This is a genomic window from Amycolatopsis sp. NPDC003676 (genome assembly GCF_053587275.1).
This window is the reverse complement of the sequence record NZ_JBSFNS010000034.1, coordinates 46,170-67,866: the sequence shown is the minus strand read 5'-3', so window position 1 is coordinate 67,866 and position 21,697 is coordinate 46,170. Positions and strand designations below refer to the sequence as shown.

At 68.1% G+C, this 21,697-nt stretch carries 12 protein-coding genes; 9 read left to right on the top strand and 3 right to left on the bottom strand.

Annotated elements, in window-relative coordinates:
• Positions 1–42 precede the first annotated feature (42 nt).
• Positions 43–1,053, top strand: a complete 1,011-nt coding sequence (locus ACWDNU_RS21375) for a helix-turn-helix domain-containing protein (RefSeq protein WP_370935814.1) — start codon at positions 43–45, stop codon at positions 1,051–1,053.
• Between the two features lie 742 nt (positions 1,054–1,795).
• Here the strand turns inward: ACWDNU_RS21375 and ACWDNU_RS21370 are convergent.
• Positions 1,796–2,527, bottom strand: a complete 732-nt coding sequence (locus ACWDNU_RS21370; protein ID WP_449670167.1) for a hypothetical protein — start codon at positions 2,525–2,527, stop codon at positions 1,796–1,798.
• An 80-nt stretch (positions 2,528–2,607) separates the two neighbouring features.
• Here ACWDNU_RS21370 and ACWDNU_RS21365 point away from each other — a divergent pair, with 80 nt between their 5' ends.
• The 8 genes from ACWDNU_RS21365 to ACWDNU_RS21330 all read left to right on the top strand — a co-directional run bounded on the left by ACWDNU_RS21365 (position 2,608) and on the right by ACWDNU_RS21330 (position 10,077).
• Positions 2,608–3,360, top strand: a complete 753-nt coding sequence (locus ACWDNU_RS21365) for a helix-turn-helix domain-containing protein (protein ID WP_449670166.1) — start codon at positions 2,608–2,610, stop codon at positions 3,358–3,360.
• Between the two features lie 107 nt (positions 3,361–3,467).
• Positions 3,468–4,301 carry an NAD(P)-dependent oxidoreductase gene (locus ACWDNU_RS21360; RefSeq protein WP_449670165.1) on the top strand — a complete coding sequence of 278 codons (834 nt, stop codon included), beginning with the start codon at positions 3,468–3,470 and terminating at the stop codon, positions 4,299–4,301.
• A gap of 19 nt (positions 4,302–4,320) precedes the next feature.
• Positions 4,321–4,716, top strand: coding sequence for a nuclear transport factor 2 family protein (locus ACWDNU_RS21355; RefSeq protein WP_449670164.1), 396 nt, complete (start codon positions 4,321–4,323; stop codon positions 4,714–4,716).
• Positions 4,716–5,759 carry a maleylacetate reductase gene (locus ACWDNU_RS21350; RefSeq protein ID WP_449670163.1) on the top strand — a complete coding sequence of 348 codons (1,044 nt, stop codon included), beginning with the start codon at positions 4,716–4,718 and terminating at the stop codon, positions 5,757–5,759. Before ACWDNU_RS21355 ends, ACWDNU_RS21350 begins: the two co-directional genes overlap by 1 nt.
• A complete protein-coding gene (locus tag ACWDNU_RS21345) occupies positions 5,756–6,634 on the top strand; it encodes an intradiol ring-cleavage dioxygenase (protein ID WP_449670162.1) in 879 nt (292 codons plus the stop codon). Before ACWDNU_RS21350 ends, ACWDNU_RS21345 begins: the two co-directional genes overlap by 4 nt.
• A gap of 30 nt (positions 6,635–6,664) precedes the next feature.
• Positions 6,665–7,879 (top strand): MFS transporter, encoded by a 1,215-nt coding sequence (locus ACWDNU_RS21340; protein ID WP_449670161.1) that lies wholly within the window; start codon positions 6,665–6,667, stop codon positions 7,877–7,879.
• Positions 7,876–8,919 carry a zinc-dependent alcohol dehydrogenase gene (locus ACWDNU_RS21335; protein ID WP_449670160.1) on the top strand — a complete coding sequence of 348 codons (1,044 nt, stop codon included), beginning with the start codon at positions 7,876–7,878 and terminating at the stop codon, positions 8,917–8,919. The genes ACWDNU_RS21340 and ACWDNU_RS21335 overlap by 4 nt, the downstream gene beginning before the upstream one ends.
• Before the next feature lie 18 nt (positions 8,920–8,937).
• Positions 8,938–10,077, top strand: a complete 1,140-nt coding sequence (locus tag ACWDNU_RS21330; RefSeq protein ID WP_449670159.1) for an alpha/beta hydrolase family protein — start codon at positions 8,938–8,940, stop codon at positions 10,075–10,077.
• On the opposite strand, the gene ACWDNU_RS21325 is transcribed toward ACWDNU_RS21330, so the two are convergent.
• Together ACWDNU_RS21325 and ACWDNU_RS21320 are read right to left on the bottom strand one after the other, a co-directional pair.
• The gene (locus ACWDNU_RS21325; protein ID WP_449670158.1) at positions 10,067–10,588 is read right to left on the bottom strand and encodes a type VII secretion system-associated protein; all 522 of its coding nucleotides are present in this window, start codon (positions 10,586–10,588) and stop codon (positions 10,067–10,069) included. The two genes, ACWDNU_RS21330 and ACWDNU_RS21325, sit on opposite strands and share 11 nt — an antisense overlap.
• 43 nt (positions 10,589–10,631) lie before the next feature.
• Entirely contained in the window at positions 10,632–21,566 is a 10,935-nt protein-coding gene (locus tag ACWDNU_RS21320; RefSeq protein WP_449670181.1) for a TcdA/TcdB catalytic glycosyltransferase domain-containing protein, read from the bottom strand.
• Between the last annotated feature and the right edge of the window lie 131 nt (positions 21,567–21,697).

Below are 21,697 nucleotides of genomic sequence, written 5' to 3'. Positions count from 1 at the left end.
GTGGCGCAATGGTGTCGGCCAGCCCGATGGAGGTGCCTCCGAATGGTTCCCGAAGCAATCGGCCATCTCCTGACTCTCGGGCTGAAAGCGGACGAAGCAGAAATCTATCTGGACCTACTTTCGTCGGGACCGGTTCCGCCTGATCGGCTAGCGCGCGACACCGGCCGCGACCCCGGCGAGGTGCGCCGCGTACTGGCGGTGCTGGCCGGAATCGGACTGGCCGGCCGGGTCGACGGCCCCGGCTCGCCGATGTCCGCACTGCGCCCGGAACCGGTGCTGGAGGTGCTGACCAGGCAACGCGAGGCGGAACTGGCCGGGGCCCGGGCGGCGATGACGCGGCTGTACGAGCAATACCGAAGACACTCGGTCCGCTACGACGCCGACCCGATGATCGAGGTAGTCAGCGGAACCACGGCCGCCGAACGGGTGCAGCAATTGGAGCGATCGGCGCGCACGGAGGTTCGCGGACTGGACTCCCCGCCGTACTACGCGGACGCGGATGCCAACGAGATCGAACTGGAAAACCTGGCCCGCGGCGTCCGCTACCGAGCCGTCTACGGCAGGCTCGCGCTGGAACGGCCGGAGTACGTCGCGGAAAACATCCTGCCCTGCGGCAAAAGCGGCGAGGAGGCGCGGGTTCTGCCGGAGGTGCCGGTGAAACTCCTGATCGTCGACGATTGTGCGGCTTTGTCTGGCGCCGACCGCACGGTGTTGCTGATCCGCTCGTGCGACCTGTTCGACGCGCTGGCCGGACTGTTCGACATGTGCTGGCAGGTCGCGCTGCCCCTGGGCCTCGCCGACGACACCTCCGGCCCCGCGATCCGCCCCAGCGAACGACGGCTGCTCGCGCTTCTCGCCGCCGGGCTCACGGACGACCAGGTGGCCCGGGTGCTCGGCGTGAGCAGGCGGACGATGTTCCGGTATCTGGAGAACCTGATGGCCCGGACGGGGGCGGCGAACCGGTTCCAGCTGGCGCTGCACGCGACGCGGAATGACTGGCTTTCGGTGGATGCTCAGCCTGGCGTTTCGGCGGTGCGGTCCGTGCCGTTGTGAGGTGGGGGCTGGTGGGGCTTGGGCGGGTGCGCTCCGCAGGGTTCGGCTCGGCCGGGTTTGGTCAGGCTCGTTGTGGGCCGGGGTTTGCGGGCGGGTTTGGGCAGCGGCGCTCCGAGGTCTGCTCGGCGGTGCCGGTGCGGCTGCGAGTCGGGCTAGAGCGGTTGCACCCCGGAGTGGCCGCTCGGCGGTGCGGGTACGGCTGTGAGTCGGGCTGGTTGCGGCGCGTTGGGGCGATCGTGCTCCGCAGGGTTCCGTTCGGCCGGGTTCGGTCGGACCGGTGGGCCGGGCGTTGCGGGCGGACTGGAGCGGTTGCACCCGGAGGGGCCGCTCGGCGGTGCGGTTTGTGCTGTTGTGCGCCGGGGCTGCTGGCGGGCCAGGACGGTCGCGGCCTCGCAGGATTCGGCTCGTCGGTGTCGTTTGTGCAGTTGTGAGTCGGGCTGGTTGCGGGTGCCTTAGGGCGGTTGGGCCCATCAGGTTCCGCTGATCCGAAGCGACCCGCCCGCGAGTGCGACCCGCCTGCGGGTGCGACCGGCGCGCTGGAGAAGCTGGCCCGCGCACACCGCGGACCGGATCCTGTTCGCGCCGCGCCGCCTTTGCGACGGCTGGGTTTCGGGTGTCGCCCAGCCTGACGGGTCGTCGGTCCGCGCCGCGCCTGACCAGAGCGGACCGTTGCGCGCTGGGCTGGGCCAGATCGCCTGCTGTCCGGACCATCATCACGCGCACCACCGACAAAAACCGGGTCTCAGCGGCCACTCGACAGGGTGATCCAGTTCCCGAATTCGCACGCGAGATGCATCCGGTGCCCGGCGATCATCGACGGCGCGGTGAGCCGAGGGAACTCGACGCACAGGCGGGCGTGGAATCCGCCGTCCTGGTCCCGGAATTCGTGCCGCACCCCGCCGATCGCCAAGCCCGCGCTGGTGCGCGCGGTGCCGGACGCTTCGAGCGGGAACTCGGGATTCCGGGGCGTCGCCAGCGAAGCGGTCTCCGAGTAGTCGACAAAGAACCTCGTCGCGAACGGGCTGCCGCCGGTTGTTTCCACGACCTCCTGGCGGCCGTCGGGCGCGGTGTCGATCAGGAAATGGTCGGGGTTCGCCGCGATCATGCTGTACGCGTAGTCGTCGCGGCCGGTGTCGGAGAACCAGGCGACGAAATCGGCTGCGGTGCCCGCACCAGTGACGTACAGATCGCACGTGCTGGTGGTCCGCCGTCCGCGGGAGAGTGCGGTGAGCATGCGGGCGGCGGTGTCGCTGAGCCGCAGGTCGCGGGCCAGCCGGCGGCGGACCTCGGCGGGGCCCAGGGCGAGTTTGGCTTCAGCGAAGGCTTCTCGCATGCGCGGGAGGTCTCCCGTAGGGGCCGGGAGGCCGATTTTCGCGGCGGCCTTGCGCATCCGGGAAACCTCCCAGGCGAGTACGGCGTCTGGGGAGACCGGTCGTCCGGCGAGGACGGTGCGGATGGACGGCGGAGCGGACACGGGCTTCCTCCTGGCGGATCGAGTTACCGGGATTGAACGTTCTCCGGGTGTTAGGCTCACGATTTGACCAGCAATGTTTAGTGAGAGCAAACGAGGGCGAGCGCGTGGAGGACAAGATCGGCCCGGCGCTGCGGCAAGCGCGTTTGGCCCGCGGCCTGAGCCTGCGCGGCGTGGCGTCGGCCGCCGGGATCTCGGCGAGTCTGTTGTCGCAGGTCGAAAACGGCAAGTCCCAGCCTTCGGTGGGCACGCTGTACGCACTGGTCAGCCACCTCGAAGTGTCGCTCGACGACCTGCTCGGCCTAGGCGGCGACCGGCAGGCCGAGCCGGCCGAAGCCGCGCGTCCGGCGGAAACGGGACGGCCGGAGGTCGTCCAGCGCGGCGCCGACAACCCCGTGCTCGAGATGGCGAACGGCGTCCGGTGGGAGCGCCTCGCGGTCGGTCCGGGCGCCGCGGCGGACGCGCTGCTCGTCACCTACGAACCCGGCGCGGCGAGCGCGGCGGACCGGAAACTCATGCGGCACAGCGGAATCGAGTACGCGTACCTGCTGTCCGGCGAACTGACCCTGCTGCTCGACTTCGAACGCCATCACGTCCGCGCGGGCGATTCGCTCAGCTTCGACTCCTCGCGTCCGCACCTGTACGTCAACCAGGGCGAAGAGCCGGCGCGCGGCGTGTGGTTCGTCGCCGGACGGCACGATCTCGACCACACCCGGGACTGGGTCGCCGCGCAGCTCGGCGCCGCGCCCGCCGCGGGCAAGCCGTCGAACGCGGTCGAAGCCCTCGACCTGCTCGGCGTCGACCGGCTGACCGCCGAGCCGGATTCCTCCGCCTGATCGCACCGATTCCTCCCGCAGCCCTTGTGTCCGCTGCCACTTGACATCTGTCTTTCGATGTTTAATGTAGCTGAACACAAGAGTTAACGCACCCTCGGGAGGGTTCCGTGCTGATCGGATTCGCCGGGCTTGGGCGGATGGGCCGTCCGATGGCCGTCCGCCTCGTCCGGGCAGGGCACACCGTCCTCGCCTACGACCCGGGGCTCGCCACCGCGCCGGAAAACGTGACGGTGGTCGATGCGGCCGAGCAACTCGCGGAAGCGCAACTGAGCTTCAGCATGCTGCCGGACGGAACGACCACCCGGGACCTCGTGCAGCACGGGCTGGCCGCAGCGAAATCGGGCCACCTCCACGTGGTGATGGGGACCGTCGGACCCGCGCTGGTACGCGAACTGGCTGCCGGGCCGGTGGAACTGGCGGACGCGCCGGTGTCCGGGAGTGTCTCGATGGCGGAGGCGGGCTCGATCACCACGATGGTCGGCGGGACCGTCGCGCAGTTCGAGCGGCTCCGTCCGGTCCTCGCGGCGATGACCGCGGCGCAGGTGCACGCCGGCCCGATCGGTTCCGGCTCGGCGGCGAAGCTCGCGGTGAACACCGTGCTGGCCGCGGTCAACCAGGGCGTCGCCGAAGGTCTGCTCGTAGCGGAAGCGGGCGGGCTCGACCTGAAGGTGTTCTACGACGTGTTGCGCACCAGCGCCGCCGGCGCCCCGTACGTGGGTTACAAGGAAGAAGCGTTCCTCTCTCCGGCGTCGGCAGGGGTCGCCGCGCCGGTTTCGTTGATCCGCAAGGACCTCGGCCTCGCCCTCGACGTGGCGGGACAACACTTGCCCGGCGCGGAAGCGTCCCGAACCGTCCTCGACGACGCGATCGCCGCGGGGCTCGGCGAGGAAGACATGGCTCAGGTTCTCGCCGCCCTGCGGCTGCGCAACGCCTGTGCCTGACCGAAAAGGAGACGAACTCATGCCCGCCAGCACCGCCGCGCAGGTCAAAGCGACCGTCCGCGCGCTGGAGGAAGACCGTTACACCGCAATGACTTCCGGCGATATCGACGCTTTCGTCGCGCTCGCGCACCCGGATCTCGCCTACACCCATTCGAATGCCGTCACCGACACCCTGGACTCGTACCGGGAGAAACTGCGGTCGGGTTACTACGTCTACCACCGCATCGACCACCCGATCGACCGCATCGTCACGTCCGGCGACACCGCGGTCGTGGTGGGGGAAATGCGTGCGGACATCACAGCTGGCGGAACACGAAAGACGTTGGCTAACAAGGCAATAGCGGTGTGGGTGCGCGAAGATGATCGTTGGCTGCTCCTAGCTTACCAGCCCACTGTGCTGCCGGAGCCGAATTGATGACGGCGTTCACCTACGAAGCACTGCCCGGACGAGTGATCTTCGGCTCCGGCACCGCCCGAGAACAGCTGGCGGCAGAAGTGGAAGCCTTGGGCGCCAAGAAGATTCTGACTATAGCAGCCGGTTCCGAGGCCGACCTCGCCGCCGAGTTGTGCGAACCTTTCGCCGATCGGATCGCGGCGACCTTCACGGAGGTCCGCCCGCACGTCCCCACAGAGGTCGCCGAACAGGCACGAGCCGCAGCAGAGGGAGCCGATCTGGTCCTGTCGGTCGGCGGCGGTTCGACGACCGGCACCGCCAAAGCAGTCGCACTCACCACCGGTCTCCCGATCCTCGCCGTGCCGACGACTTACGCGGGCTCGGAAGTCACCCCAGTGTGGGGATTGACCGAATCGGGCCGCAAGACGACCGGCGTCGATCCGCGGGTACTGCCGCGAACCGTCGTCTACGACCCCGACCTGACGCGGACATTGCCGGTGGAATTGGCAGTGGCCAGCGGTCTCAACGCGATGGCGCACTGCGTGGAAGCGCTCTGGGCTCCCCGGCGCAACCCGGTGTCCAGCGCGATCGCCGAGGACGGAATCCGGCATCTCGCGCGAGGTCTAACCAACCCGGCCGCGCGCGAAGAGTTGCTGCTGGGCGCATACCTGGCCGGGTCGGCGTTCGCCGTCGCCGGATCGGGACTGCACCACAAGATCTGCCACGCCTTGGGCGGAGCGTTCGACTTGCCGCACGCGCAGACCCACGCGATCGTGCTCCCGTACGTCCTCGCGTTCAACGCTCCCCATGCCGCCGACGCCGCGTCCCGCATCGCCCGCGCGCTCGGGGTGTCTGACCCGGTCGCCGGGCTCCATCAGCTGGGCGCGCGCCTGGGCATCCCCGCCGGATTGCGTGAACTCGGCATGACTGAGTCCGATGTGGACACCGTGCTGGGCGTGATTCACGCGCCCGCCGACAATCCCCGTCCGGTCACGATCGCTGGCCTCCGGTCCCTCCTGTACGCCGCCTGGGCCGGTGCCGAACCAGGGAAGGACCTCGCATGACCAATCGGGAAACCCTTGCCGCCGAACGAGAACAAGGCGTCACAGACGAGGTGCTGGCCAGCTTCGACGGTGCCGGGCCGCGGCTGCGCGAGGTCATGCACAGCCTCGTCCGGCATCTGCACGGTTTCGCGCGGGAAGTCCGGCTCAGCGAACGCGAATGGGAAGCGGCGATCGGATTCCTCACCCGCGCCGGGCGCCTCACCGACGATCGCAGGCAGGAATTCATCCTCCTGTCCGACGTCCTCGGCCTGTCCATGCTGACCGTCGCGATCAACGAACCGCAGGTGCCCGGCGCGACCGAAGCGACGGTCTTCGGTCCGTTTTTCCACGACGAGGCACCGGAAATCCCGCTCGGCGGCGACATCGCCCGCGGCGCGGCCGGGACGCCGTGCTACGTGTCCGGACAGGTCCGCGACACCGACGGCAAGCCGATCGCCGATGCCCGGATCGACGTCTGGGAGGCCGACGAGGACGGCTTCTACGACGTGCAATACGACGACGGCCGCTCGGCCGGCCGCGCGTGGCTGCGCACCGGACCGGCGGGGGAGTACCGGTTCTGGTCGGTGCTGCCCTCGCCGTATCCGATCCCGCACGACGGCCCGGTCGGCGATCTGCTGAAGGCCGCCGGACGCGGCCCGATGCGGCCGGCGCACCTGCACTTCATGGTCACCGCGCCCGGGTACCGGCGGTTGATCACCCACATTTTCCTCGCCGGCGACCCGCATCTGGGCGACGACGCGGTGTTCGGCGTGAAAGAAAGCCTGGTCGTCGAGGCGGTGCCGCACGAAACCGGTTCGGCACCCGACGGGACCGAACCCGGCGGGCCGTGGTCGAGCATCGCCTTCGACCTGGTGCTCGTCCCGGAACCGGCCTGAACTCGTGCAACTCAACGTGGAGATGCGAACATGAGAAATTCCCGATGGATCGTCCTGGGCGGCTGTTTCCTCGCCTACCTGTTCGACGCGCTGGAGATCGTGCTGCTGTCCCTCGCCCTGCCCGCGATCCGGCACGACCTCGGACTTTCGGTCACCCAAGCCGGGCTGCTCGCGACCGCGACCCTGCTGGGCATCGGCGTCAGCAGCGTCACCGGCGGTTATGTGGCGGACAACTTCGGCCGGAAGAAGGCGCTGATCGCCTCCCTGCTGGTGTTCGGCGGGTTCACCGCGGTGCTCGCCGCGGTGCCGAACTTCAGCGTGTTCCTGATTCTCCGGTTCCTCGCGGGCATCGGGCTCGGCGCGGTGTGGAGCGTCGTGTCGGCTTACGTGGTCGAGACCTGGCCGCCGCGCCGCCGCGGCCGGGCCGCCGCGTTCGTGATCAGCGCGTTTCCCGCCGGAGGGGCGATCGCTGCGGTCCTTTCCGCGCCGTTCCTGCCGAACTGGCGGATGATGTTCCTCGCCGCCGGGCTCGCGGTCGTCGTGCCGGTGCTGGTCGTCCTCGCCTTCTTCCCGGAGTCGGAAAGCTGGGCCGAGCAAAAATCGCGGGCCGACCGTTCCGTGACGGTGGCGCACGTGCTGAACGGTTCGCTGCGCCGCACCACGCTGCTCGGCACCCTCATGGCCGCGCTCGCGCTGACCGGGTACTGGGGCGCGACCACCTGGCTGCCGACGTACCTGACCGTCGAACGCGGCTTGCCCGCTCCGTCGGTCGCGGTCTTCGTGACCATCCTCAACCTCGGCATGTTCTTGGGCTACAACGGTTTCGGGCTGCTCGCCGACAGCGTCGGCCGGCATCGGACGATCGTGCTGACCCTCGTCGGCGTCACCCTCACGCTGCCCGTCTACGCACTTGTGACCCACCAGTCGGCCTTGATGTGGCTCGGCCCGGTCTTCGGCGCGTTCACCGCCTTCTTCGGCCTGTTCGGGTCCTATCTCGGCGAGCTGTTCCCCACCCGGGCGCGAGCTACCGGTGCGGGATTCTGCTTCAACGTCGGCCGCGGGATCTCCGCATTCGCCCCGTTCGCGTTGGCCGGTCTCGCCGGGACCATCGGGTTCAGCGGCGGGCTGCTCGTCTGCGCGGGATTCTTCGCCCTTGCCGCGATCACGACGCTTTTCCTGCCACGTAACACGCCCGCCGACGCCCCGACGCCTGCGAGCGAGCGCGTCCGTGGAGCCGCGGCATGATGCGGGCGGCTGTTTATCACGGCCCGCAGGATGTCCGGATCGAACAGGTGCCGATCCCGAAACCGAAAGACGGCGAAGCGCTGCTCGCCGTCCGGCGCAACGGCCTTTGCGGAACCGATGCGACGGAATGGGCGAAGGGGCCGGTCATGGTGCCGCTGCATCGGCCGCATCCGGCCAGCGGGTACGTCGGCCCGATGATTCCGGGCCACGAGTTCGTCGGCGAGGTTGTGGACGGAATTCCCGGACTCCCTGCGGGGACTTTGGTTTCCTCCGGGGCGGGAGTCTGGTGTGGACAGTGCGATCGCTGCGCCTCGGGCCGGACGAACGTGTGTCGCGATTACTACACGCTCGGTTTGAACGCGCCGGGTGGCTTGGCGGAATACGTCGCGGTGCCGGTGAAAACGCTACGGCCGGTCCCTGCCGGAGTGTCCGTCGATGCCGCTGGAATGGCGCAGCCGCTCGCGGTCGGTCTGCACGCGGCGCGCCGGGCAGGCGTCCGGGACGGGGATTCGGTGGTGCTCATCGGTGCCGGTGCGATCGGTACGTTCGTGCTCGCCGGACTCAGCCGCTTGTACCAGGCCGAGGTCACGGTGATCGACCTTCCTGGCGCCAAGCTGGAGCGGGCGGCGAAACTCGGTGCGGCGCATACGCTTTCCGCGGGCCCGGATGTCGCCGACGAAGTCCTCGAAAGGACCGGCGGCCGGGGTGCCGACGTGGTGATCGAAGCCAGTGGTGCTCCCGGGCAATTCGAGAATGCGCTCCGGATGGCGACTTCCGGCGGGCGAGTACTGGCGGTGGGACTGCCCAAGGAGAAACCGGCCGTTGGTCTGGCCTCGCTGGCGCTGCGCGAAGTCACCGTCGAGTCCACTGTGGCCCATGTCTGCGATACGGATCTGGTACCAGCGCTCGAGATTCTCGCCGACGGGACGTTGGAATTGCTGCTGCTGGAGTCGGTGATTCCGCTGGCGGACTTGGTCTCGCGCGGCCTCGAACCGCTGGCCTCCGGCGCCGTCGACGGCAAGATTCTCGTGGCGCCCTGAAGCAGAGAGGAAAGCATTGTGCTGCAGTATTTCAAGGACTATCCGGCTAACCTGTCGCTGTCCATGGCGTTGGACATGGGTGCCAACATGGACGAAATCGACCGAGCGTGCCGGGACCTCCGCGACTCCGGACCGGGCCTGGCTGAGGCGTTCTTCGAGGCCTGGACCGGGGCTGGCGACCGGCTCGTCCGGGCAGCCGAGGCGGACGAGGCTGCGGGACGGCGTTACTCCGCCGCGGAGAAATACCGCCGCGCCACCGTCATGTACCTCACCGGCGAGCGGATGCCGGAACACGACAATCCCGCCCGCATCGAGACATACGACCGCCTTCTGCTCACCTTCCAGAAATATCTCGAACTCGGCGAGGTGAACTGCCAGAAGGTCGCTGTGCCATATCAAGGGTCGGTGCTGCCCGCCTTGTGGGTGCCCGCCGGCGATGCCGCCGCACCGGCCGTGGTGCACTTCAACGGCCTCGACGGAATCAAGGAGTTCCTGTTTCTCACCGGCTTCGGATCGGCGTTGAACCGCCGGGGAGTCTCGGTGTTGTTCGTGGACAACCCCGGCGTCGGGGAGGCGCTGCGCAAACATGGCCTGCACAACTTCGCCGAGGCGGAGGTCCCGGCGGGCGCGTGCGTCGACTACCTGGAGGGCCGCCCCGACGTGGACCCGGAGCGCATCGGGATGGTGGCCCTCAGCCTCGGCGGGCACCACGCGGCCCGCGCGATCGCCTTTGAACGGCGGTTCAAACTGGGCGTCTGCTGGGGCGCCAACTACGACTTCGCCGCCCGGCTGCGCAACCGCCTCTCGGGAAGCGCTGGTCAGCCTTCGGTGCCGCATGTGGCCGAACATCTCAGGTGGGTGTTCGGGACGAGTTCGATCGAGGAGTGCGTCGAAGCGACCCGCGGCTTCCACCTGCGCGGGATCCTGGACCGGATCACCCAGCCGATCCTGATCACCCACGGTGAGGAAGACCAGCAAATCCCGGTCTCCGACGCGTGGTCCACCTACGACGGCTGCGTGAACAGTGCGCGCCGGGAACTGCGTCGTTTCACCGCGGAGGAGGGCGGGGAGCAGCACTGCCAGATCGGCAATATGTCGCTGGGCACCGACTTCATGGCGGACTGGATCGCCGAGGTGCTCGTGCCGGTCAGCCGGTGATCTCGCGGACGCTGTCGGCCAGCAACCGAAGGCACCCCGGCGCGCCAGGGTTGAGCAGCAGATCGACGTCGTCGTAACCGTCCAGCAGCCGCACCAGATCCGCGGGCGCGGCAGGACGCCACCCGGCGGCGCGGACTCGGTGGCGGTGTGCCGGGGCGGTCGTGACGAGCAGGCACGGGATGTTGTCTGGCGACGGCGCGACGAGCGGGGATTCGTCCGTGTCCACGGCCACCGCGAAAGCCGACTCGCGGAAGACTGCGGCCATCTGGTCGAAGTCGGCCTCGCCGCGGGCGGTCAGGCGGAGCACGGCGTCCAGCGGGTCGGTCGGGGAGTCTTCCGCCGCCGGTTCGTAGGACGGGTTGGGCTCGAAGCGGCTGACGGATCCGTCTTCGCGCGCGAGCCAGCCGCCCACCACGGCCTGCGGCGGCGGGCTCGGGACCTCGGCCCCGTCGGTCGCCGACGCGGGTTGCCACGCCGGGTCGACCAGCAGCACCCACTGGTCCTCGGACATCGCCGGTACCTCCTTCGCGTGCGGTGAATCTACCGGCCTTGGCTCAGGCACGGCGGGGGCCTGCTTCCGCCAGTTCGGCCAGGTCAGCGGCTTGCCGGGCGGACGCCGCGCGTTCTTCCGCCTGGTACCGGCGGATGGCGGCGGCCGTGTGCCAACGGTCAAGCCAGCCAAGGCCGACGACGCTCAGCCGGTGCAGGGTCGGTCGCGTCCTCGGGCCGTCGAGGGCATTCCGGAGTGCGGTACGGAAGGCGTCCGCGGGCAGGTTCTCGGCCGTCAGTTTCTGGATGACGGCGGCCAGGTCCCGGGCGTAAGCGTCGGGGTTCGGCCGGCCGGCGAGCCGGGCGATTTCTTCGAGCAGCAAGGCCCGGCCGCCGGGGGCGTTCAGGACGGCGTCCAGGGCGCCGTGCCGGTCCAGGACCTCGACTGCTTCGGCGATGCGGGTGACGTCAGCGCCGTCTCGGGTCGCTTTGGCCAGGTCGGTGAGCACGGCGGTCGCATCCGGTTTGCCCAGCAAGGTGTCGGTCACGCCGTGCAGATGGAGGGCGGCGTGCTGCTCGGCGTTGTGGAGCGTGGCTAGTTCGCGGGCGGCGGTCCAGATCAGGTCCGGTCGTTCGTGCCGGGCGACGGTGTCGGCGAGCGAGGCCGTCGATTCGCCGCGGCCGAGTTCGGAGAGGACCCAGCCGAGCAGCTTGGCGGTCCCGTCATGGTCGCTCAGTGCGATCGGACCGACTGGCGGGGTGGGGCGGAACCACCAGCGGTGCGTCGCGGTTCGCACCAGTTCTTCGAACAGCAGGTCCGTGTCCGGGGCGCCGCTGAGCAAGTAGGTCGCGCTCGGGTGTGCGGCAGCCGACGGGCGGGCGGTGATCGCGTCGGCTGGACGGTCGGTGCCGTCGGTGCGCACCTGCTCGGTGAAGTTCCGGACGGCTGTCGCGTCGGTGGTCAAAATGGACGATCCATTCGGGACGGACACATCGGACGGTGAGTAATGCACTCCGACGGTACGGCCGTTGTGTGTCCAGGGCTCGGGCGTTGCGGGTGCGGGGCCGTTGTCCAGGCCGCGGAAGACCCTCGGCGTTGGTGTGTCAGTCGACATCTCGACAGCGGGCAAGGAAATCTTGACTCGACCGTCCCCTTCGGACACCCGGATTTTCACCGGGACGCGGTCCAGCACTTCGGTGCCCAGGGCGTCGGCGAGCTGACCGGCCAGTTCGCGGGCCGCGGCGGTGGCGTGCGCTCGGCCGTCCGGTCCGGTTCCGGTGACCTCGATCGGCGGCACCGGGCCGTCCGTCGAACGCAGCCGGGAGATCAGGCTCTCCAGCGGCGTATCCGCCACCAGGACGGCGTCGGCGGCGTGCATCGTGGCGGCACGCTGGACCTCGCCGAGGTGGTGATGCACGCGGCTGTCGTCGATGGTCAGCAGCGCGCGGGCAGCAGGCGGCAGCGGAACGTCGTGCACCTTGCCGGTGTAGCTGCTGCGGTCGGTGACGGTGCGGACGAGAGACGACAGGTTCGGATCGGCGGCGAGGTAGGACAACGCCGCGTGCCACACCAGATCCGGCTCGGCGTGCCGGCGCACGGCGGGCTCGACCGCGGTCAGATGCAGGTCGCCGTCCCGGTTGTACAGCCCGCGTACCAGGGTCTGGATTACGCGCTGGGTCAATTCCAGCGTCTCGAACCGGTCCGCCAGCGGAGCCGGATCGCCCTGCGGCGGCAGGAGCCAGCTGTGGTCGCTGTTCATCCGGATCTCCGTCATGCCCGGCAGTTCGAGCGCGGAGTTCAGGCCGATCCGCCGGGCCGTTTCGGTCATCGCGACCGGACCCGAGCGGTACATCACCGACTGCCGGTGCACCCGGCCCAGCGGCGTGGCGAAGAAGCCTTGACCGAGGGAGTCGACCTCGCGCGGCATCAGATTCGCCTGGGTCTTCCCGTAGTTCTCGCGCAGCTGGTCCAAATAGGACGCGGCGAACGGGTGTCCTTTCGACATGGTGAACGCCGAGTTCGCGATGTTCCCGCCGACCCGGTGCACCGCGTAACCGGAGTCGGACTCGGCGGCGCGGACGACGTCGTCCAAGCCGTGCACGACGTTGTCCCCGTCGGTGTAGAGGCCGCCGAACCGGTGCATCAGCTCCAGCCGCAGGATGTCGCTGGCCGCCGCGAAACCCGGGCCGGTCTGTTTGGCCAGTTCGGACAGGTAGAACTCCTGAGTCCGCATCGGGTGCTCGATGGTGAACACTTCGTCCACATTGACCAGTTGGACTCGGTGTTCTCCCGCCCACCGCAGCAGATCCCGGACGTCGTGCAGCGGATCCGGTCCTTCTTCCGGGGCCGCGGTGGTCAGCGCGAGTTCGGTTTGCCAGCGCGGCACGTCCGTCCACAGGATCGGGACGATGCCGTCGCCGAGCCGGTCCGCCGCGTCGCCGAAGTTCCGGCGGAAGGTGTGCATGGTTCCGGTGTCCTTGAGCGGGCCGCCGAGCCAGATGGAGTGCATCAGCAGCGGGGTCGAGGTGGTCTTGGCGAGTGGTGTGACGTCGCCAGGCGCCCACGCCGCCAGTTTGTCGTCCGGGCGCTCCTTCTCCAGGGTCCAGTCGCGGTTGTCGTCGAGGTGCGCGGGGTCCAGGTGTTCGCTGCTGAGCTGATAGCCCTTGGTGAGGTCCAGCAAGTCCAGGAAGCTGATGCCCTGTCCGGCGGTGAGGCCGCGGAAGTCGTGTCCGCGCAGGAACTCCGGCGGTTCGGGGGCGCGGTACAGGCCGAATAGGTCCGGTCCGAGCAGCGGCGCTGGCGGCGGGTTGTTGACGGCGGTCTGGCGGAGGTCGGCGACCAGATCCTCCGGTGCGGAGTAGTGGTGTTCCTCGGTGCGTGGTGCCGTGTCTGTTGTGGACTGTGCTGGAGGATTGCCGAAGGTACGGAACTGGCCGCCATCGGTGACAGCGGTGAAGCCGTGCGTCGCACCGATGGCCTTGCCGAGCGTAGCCGAATCCCGGCCGAACAATGCGGGTTTGGTCGGTGCGTGCACTGTGGACGGTCCGCCGAGTTCGCTGAGCGCGCGCTGGAAATCGTGGGCCAAGCCGCCCGGACCGTCGGTCTGGCCGGTGCTGCACGCGATGAGCGTGACTGAGCGGGATTGGGCTAGGGGCGCGGCTTGCGCCACGATCCGGGCGAAGGTATCGCCGTCGACGCGGACCGTCCGGCCGCCCAGCAGGGTCACTTTGACTGACTGCTCACGGCCGTGAGCGAAGACGAAGAGGGAATCGTCGTCCCACGGTGCCGCCGTGTGGTCGGCCCATTCGCCGAACTGGCGTCCGGAGAGTTCCGGGGTGGCCCCGGTGGCGTTGGCCTGCTTCAGCAGCGGGTCGAACTTGTCCGGCGTCGCGCCTTCCGGAAGCGTGCTGACCGTCCGAGAGTTGTTGGCTACCCAGTCTCGTTCGACGCTTTCGGTGTGCTCGTTCGCCGGAAGGAACGAGACGGCGCGAACTCGGCCGGAGCTGTCGGTGATCGTCCGCGTCTGGATCTCGCCCGGGTCGAAGCTGTATGGCCGGTCGGTGTCAGTGTCCCAACCGGACACTGTGTCGTTCGCCTCGACAGTGCCTTCGCGGTGCTGTTCGGGAGTGTTGTCCGGCGGCCGCGGCCAAGCGTGCGCGGCGATCTGGTTGTCCACTTCGGACTTGGCCTGCCACCACTTCCGCAGTGCCTCGTCGGCCTTCTCGCGGGCTTCCTGGATCCGGTTGTTCGCGTCGTCCTGCCGCGCGGTGTGGTCGGTGTGATTGTTGCGGTACTCGTCCAGCACGGCCAGGATCTCCGCGGCGCGGTCCTGCGCCGCCTGCCGCTGCTGGACCAGTTCGGCCTGCTCGTTCCGGATCTGCTGGGTCTGCCGTTGGGTGTCCCAGGCGCGCGCGACCAGGTCGCTTTGCGCGACCGAACCCGGTTCCTCGCCGAGTGCCAGGGAAAGAAGCTGTTCGTCGAGTTCGTTGAGCCGAGCGATTTCGTCGTTGCCCGCTCGCAGTGCTTGGCCCATATCGCGGGCCTCGTTCTGCGCCGTCCGGACGGCTTGCCGCATCTGCTGCACTGGGTTGCCGTCGACCGGAAGGTTCAGCCCGCGCGCACCGTCGGTCGTCGTGCGCACATTGTCGTTTTCGGACAGCCACGCATCATCGAAATCGCGCTGCGCCTTTTCGAGTTCCTCTTCTGCGGTACGCCAATCCTCAGCAGCTTTCTTGACCGCGTCTTGTGCTGAAGCGAGCGTCTCGGGCAACGGCTGGCCTAGGGATTGTTCCAGGTCGGTTTCGCTCATCCGCGTCCGCGAAGACTGCGGTACCCGCACCTCGACCGCCGCGGTCTTGCCGTCGACGGTCGCGACGATCCGGTACTCGACGTCCAGCCCGACCAGGCCGGTCCGGCCTTTGTCCTTGCCGACGACAGACCGCTGCGCGCCGGCGGTGCTGGACGTCGGATCGCTCTGGCCGACCGGGCTTCGGACGTCGAGCCCGCCCCAGGCATGCGTGTTCCGGCCAGGGTCGGTGATCCCGCCGGTGCCGATATTGCCTTGTTGTTCGCCGGTGACCGTTTCCTTGGCCTCGCCGGTGAACGTGGTGCCGGATTGGTCCGAACGCTCCAGTTTCACCGAATCGCTGAGCCCGACCAGATCCGGTTTCACCAAGCGGGTGTACACCGTCACCGAAGCGTGGCTGCTGCCGGTCACTGCGGAGGAATGCAAATCCGGAGTGGCGAACGGTTTGCTGACCATGTTCGGGAGATGCGCTTGCAGCGTCTCATTGGTGATCGAAGACGAGAGCGTGTTGTGCGCGCCGGTGCCGGGCCCGGTGAGTCCGTTGCCCGCACCGGCCAGTCGCAAGGCGCGGAGAGCGCCAGCGCGCACGTCCGCGGCACCGCGAAGTCCTTCGACGGTCGAAGACTTCGGCAGCGGACCGAAACCTTCCTGCTGCCACGCTGTGAGACGGTCCGAAGTGGACTCCGCGGCGTTGAGTTCGGTCGTCCGAGACCCGTACAGTTTGGTGTGGTACTGCTCGCCGCCGGAGATCTTCTGGTCGTCCGCGGACGACCGCGAGGTCACGGTCGCCTCTTGCGAAGCGACCGGGTAGGTGTGCCCGTCCCTGGCGACGACCAATTCGAATTGGAACTGGTGCTGATACCGCGCCGACGGTCCGCTCGAGGACGAGGTCAAGGCCGTGGTCGTGGCCTTGTTCTCGACGGTCTGGTCGGTCTTCGCGCGGGTCCCGGAAGCGCCAAGGTACGCGCCGTCGTAGCCGCTGACCTTGGGCTGGCTGTCCTGGAACAAGCCGCGGCCGGCACCGCGAATCTGCCCGCCGTAGGACGAACCGTGACCGGAATTCTCTTTGTCCGTAACGGTCGAGTTGACGACGTGATCGACCTCGCTGCCGTCGTGTTTCACGTCGAGGAACTGGGTGTCGAGGATCTTCGCTTTGAGCAGCAGCTGGTAGTTGTCCGTCCAGAGCACGCCCGGGTCTTGCGCCACTAAGGACACGCCGCCGTCCAGCGCGCCGTCCACAAGGGACGTGACCGCTTCGGAGGAGGCGGTGTCGAGTGTCCGCTGGAGATTGTTCATGGAATCGTCGAGCACCGACTTCGGCAGCAGTTTGTCGCCGAGTTTGCCGAGCTGCTGCCGAGCGTCCTGCACCAGCTTCGACAGGTTGGGAGCGTCCTCCAGCACCGCCGAGCCGAGCGAGCTGGACTTGCCGCCGACCAGCGGTGGGGCCGAAAGCTTGCCCGGCGCCGGGGTGCGCGGCTCGACCGGCGGCAGCAGTCCTTCCGCGCGAGCCTCGTCCTCGGTCATCGCCACGAAGACCGAACCCGGCAGCTGGACGTCCGCGCCCGCCCGCGAAATCGACCCGTTGACCAGGCCTTCCTGACGGCTTTCCGCGATCAGCCGGACGTTGCTGTCGTACTGGACGAGCACCGTTCGACTGTCCGATGAGGACCGGTTGGTGTGGTCGATGCTCGCGGTGATTTCATGCGACGAACCGGAGCTGCGCTGCCACGGGCTCCACTTCGCGGTGCCGAAAAGCTGGCCTTGGCCATGCGTGTCGGTGCCGGTCGGTCGCACGGTGAGTCCAAGCTGGACGTTGGCCTCGACGGATTGTTTGTGCGTGCCTTCGTAACTGGCCTTCGATCCGCCGGAGTACGTCCGGTCGCCGCCGCCGGTTTCGGACACCGCGACGAGTTTCGGATTGCTCAGCGAGATGCCCATGCCCAAGCCGCCGACCCGGTCGGCCACGCGGCGTTCGTAGCGGAATCCGTTCGCCGTCCCGCCCTGCTTCAGCAGTTTCGGCGTGAGGCCGCGGAAGTTTTCCGGCGAGAACATCCGGTCCACGCGTGCACGTGCTTCGCTGCCGGGCAGGCCGAGCACCGCGTCACCGCCGGCGGCGCGCTGGAGTTGCCGCAGTGCCTCGTCCCGTAGCGCCTCGGTGTTGGCGAATGCCTCCACGTGCAGGAACTTCGGCGTCGTCTGGTTTTGCTGCTGGGTCAGCAGGTCGTCGATGCTCGGGGTTTCGTTCTTGCTCATCGAGACGACACCCGGTTTGCCCGGCTTGAATTCGGCCGGGTCCTTGGTCAGCGCGGCGCCGTCGTTGAGCCACATATCGACTTTGCCGGAGATCGGCGGCAGGTCCGGATCGCCGGTTTTGGCCACTGTGGACACCTTCGGCGTGACCCGGAACGGCGACCCGGGCGTCAGCCGCCGCACCCACGGCCGGTTCCGGGTGTAGCTGGTGATCTCGACCTCGAACTCGATGTCGTGTTCGAACACCTGCGAATCCGGGCTGCCGCCCTTGCCGGTCGTCGTGGTCACCGTCGGGCCGCCGGAGTTCTTCCACGTCCGGTTGTCGGAGTACTGCAGCGGGGTGACGGTCGGGCTGATGCCGAGGTTCGCGACCGTCGAGGCGCCGGGAATGATCACGCGGCCTTCGACGCCGACCGACCAGCCTCGTTCGGTGGTGGTCGCGCTGGTCAGCGACGGGCTCGTTTCGTTGCTGTTCTTGACCGAGCGGCCGTCCGCCTGTCCGAGATGACGGCCCGGCCCGGGCTTCGCTTTGACCGTGACGTTGATGTATTCGTCGGTGAACAGCCCGCGCCGCTTCATTTGCGCCGAAACGCCTTGGGTGAACAGACTGTCCATTTTGCCTCGGAGCGAGGCGACCGAGAACGTGGACGTGATCTTGCGCAGGTTCGCGAACCGGTCGGCGATGTCCCGGCTCGAGCCTTGTTTGTCGCTCTGGAATTGGTCCCAGCGCGGCAGGAACTTGTCCGCGCCGGGCAGATTCCGCAGCGCGTTCTCGATCTGCGGCTGAACGCGGGTCGCCGGTTCGAACGAACCAGGCCGGGCCGTGCCCGCCGCGACGGCCGCCGCGAGATACGGCGGTTCGTAGCGCGCGCCGACGTCTTTGAACTTCGTCGGGGTGTTCTTCGGGACCGGCAGTCCCTGGGCTTTCGCCTCAGGCAGGCCCATCCGCGTGTACGAAGTGGCCTTGACAGTGGTCTTCTCGCCGGTCGAGGTAGTGACATCGAGGTCGACAGTGACCTTGTACAGGCCGATGTCGCCCTTTGCGTTCACTGTGGACTTGTTGGTGAAGCTGGTGCCGCTTGTGGACTGTTGGTTGACCTTCCGGGAGTAGCTTCCGCTGACGCCGCCGACGCCACCGACCGTGCCGGGCACGTAGGACCCGCCGCCGAAGATCGCGTTGACCTCTCCGCCGTACTTGGAGGAGACGGTGGTGCTGCCGCCGTTCACCGCGGAATCGTTGAACCGCAATTCGCTGTCGCCGGGAATCGTGCCGAGGTATTCGACGTTCGTGGGCCGCACCGCGAGTTGCACCGCTTCGCGGTGGGCGCCGTGCGGGCTGAGCAGGTCGTTCGACACCACCGGGTTGCCCTGCATCGCGGTGCCGAGCATGCTGCGCACCCCGCCGCGGCTGAGGAATTCCCGCAGCGAGGTGCGGCCCGGGGCGCCGAATTTGGTCACCGAGGGATGGAGGTTCTTGCTTACCTGATCGAACAGGGCGTTCTCGTCGAAATCGACGGCCTCCGGCGAGAGGAATTCGATCTTCTTGGCCCAGTCCGGCTTCGGTTCCGCCGGCCCGACCGTCTGCTCCTGCTTCAGGTTGGCCAGATCAGTGGAGAGAACCAGTCCGACGTGGCCGTCCACTGTGGATCCGACCAGGCCGCCGGTTTCGTTGCGCACCGTGATCCGGTAGGTCACCGGGGCGTCGGCGCGTTGCATGTCGCCCGCGGTGCGGATCACGCGCTGCTCGGTGCCGGTCGTGGTGCCGGTGTGCTCCGCTGACGGGCTGGCGAGCTGCGCGGTGCCGCCGACGGACGCGTACGGGCCGGCCGGGAACATCGCGAAGTACGAGCTGCCGACGACTTTCGCGGTGGTGTCGGTGTTCGGGCTCGCGTGGGTGGTCTTGACCTCGTTCTTGACGTCGCCGATGGTCGGCTGCGGCAGTTTCGTGATCTGGTCGGCGTTCACCGCGCTGAAGTCCGGCTCGGCGGTGACGTGCACCTCGTACCACTTCTCGCCGACCCGGACCATCGACTTGCGGCCATCGCCCATAAAGGACTCGAACTCAGGGCCGGAGAGGGAATCGGTGATCGCGTCGATGCCGTGCGCCCGCGGCGGGTTCTGCTGCTTCGGGCTGAGGCGGTGGATCAGGTTCTCGATGCTGGTGCCGACGTCCTTCGCGCCGCGGACGTCGACCGGGACGACGGAGCCGAGCGCCTTGCCGTCGCGGACGAACTCGGGCAGCCGGTCCGCGAGGGGGCGGGTGTCGGGTGGTTCCTCGGTTGGCTCGTCCGCGACCAGGACAGCGTCGTCGTGCTGCGTTGTCTGGCTCGAGCCGGGGGCTTTGATGGGCGTGTGAAGGTTCGGCTTGCCGTCGGTCTCGGGCTGCGAGCCGGGGCTTTCCGAGTGCGGCTGCGGCTTCGGCGCGGGTGCGTCGCCGAGGTGGTGGTCGCGGATGTTCGCGGTGTTCGAGACGCTCTCGAGCTGGTCGAGATTGCCTTGGTTGAGCCGCGAATCGTGCCACGCGTCCGGTCCCATCACCCCGGGCTGGTCGCCGCGGTTGAAGAGCATTTCGTCGTTTTTGTAGCCGTCGCCGAGACCGAGGAAGTGCATCAGCTCGTGCGTGACGCCGAAGGCCGAGTCGTGCACGTCCCAGTTGAGCTGGTTCGTCTCCGGGGTGCCCGGGTCCACAGTGGAATCGTGGAGATTCACCGGGATCCGGCGGCGGGGGTCGGCCTGCCAGCTGGTGTCGTCCGGGTGGATGTCGTCGGCGACGCGGACGTCGAGACCGACGTGCAGCTGGTCGCCGCCGGGCAGCCGGGTGCTCTGATTGACCCAGTCGTCGAGGTGGGCCTGCAGCTGCTGGATGAACTGTTCTCGCTGCTCAGGCGAAACCGAGCCGGAGTGCGAGGTCAGGTCGATCGGGATGGTGTGCTCGCGCACCCAGTGGCCGGGCGCGACCTCGAACCGGCGCACGTCGAACCGGATGTGCGCCATCGCGCCGGCGAGCTGCCCGCCCCTGAGTCCCGCGCGGTTTCCGGTGAACTGCTCGGCGATCTTCTTGATCGGATCGAACCGCTCCGAAGAGAACCGCGTGACCGGCGCGGTGCCGCGGCGGCCTTTCCAGTCCTTGGGCCCCGGCAGAGTCTTCGGATTCGGCTTCGGTGTTTCCTTTGCCTGGCCAGGGTTTTTTGGTGCGGCGGCCGGAGTCTGCGTATTCGTCGGACGGTTGCCGCTGAGGTTGTCGACCAGGGCTTGGCGCGTCGCGAGCGTCAGATCGGCGAGCTTCTTGCCGTCCTCGACGTTCTCCTTCATGCCCTTGACCAGCGAGGTGCGCTCGTTCTTGGGCAGATTCGCGACGACCTCGGAGAACACCTCCGGCCTGGCGGGAGTCGGCCCGCTCGGTGTGATCCCGTGGAACGCGGCTTTCGCGGCGATCTTCGCCAGATTCGGGTCGAGAGTCGTGTGATTGCCGAGGTAGTGGCCGATCTGGTCGGACCACCTGGTCTCGTTGGCGTGACTCTGGGCGAGCGCGGTGACGCCGTTCGGGTCGGTGCCGAGTTTGCCCGCGATGCGGCTTCCGTCGGTCTGAATGGCGAGACCGGAGGAGAATTTCGCGATCGCCGTCGGATGGTCGCTGTACTGCCAGCTCGGGTTGCGCTGCGACAGCACCGAATCGCTGAGCCCCTGGCCTTCCTTGGCTCCGTAATCGAAGCTGCCGGTGTTCGGGTTCTTGGTGCCGAATGTGACGTCGTTCTCCAGCCTGTTTCCCGGCATCCGGACGAATGTGTTCGGCTCCGGGAAATACACGGATCGAGGATCGACCCCGGCCAGCGCCTGTCGAACGTCCAGATCCAACTGCGCGGCGCGATTGGCGAGATCCCCATCCTCGGGCCGGACGTGATAGCCGCCGCTGATCAACTCCGGCGGCCCCTCGGGATTCTGCTCTACCGCGGTGTTGACCGCGTCGAACAGCGGCCCGTTGCGGGTGGCGAGGGAGTGGACGTCGGCGTCGCCGGTGTGCAGGTAGACCTCGTTGGCGCCACCGGCTTCGCGGATCTGCTCGGTGAGCCTTTCCGTGACCGGGTTCCGGGCGATCGTCTCGCGGATGCCGCCGTAGGGGATGGTCTTCTGGTCGATGACCGGGTTGCTCGGGTGTTTCCACGTGAACCCGATTATTGCTACCGGGAAGCGGTTGTCCCAGGTATTCTGGAATTTCTGGATCTTGTTGTTGATCGCTTGTTCTGAGCCTGGTGTGCCGTTGATTCCGATGACCAGACCGAAACGTCCTTCCGCGGAGTTTCCGGTGAACCCGGTGGAGTATTTCTCCGCGATGGCCTGAAGATTGTCGTCCGGGGTCGCGGCGACGGTGGCTACTACGCCGATGCTGTTCTGGTTGTCCTCGTTGCGGATGCCGAGGTCGCCGATGATTCCGGTTTCGTGCACGACGGTGAACTTGAAGTTCTTGTGGTGCTGCGCGAAGTCGCTCTTGCCGCCGGTGATCGGGGGTTGTTTGCCGACGTTGGGCCCAGGGCCGGCGGTGGCGGCTGGGGTCGGCTTTTTGGGTGCGGCGACTG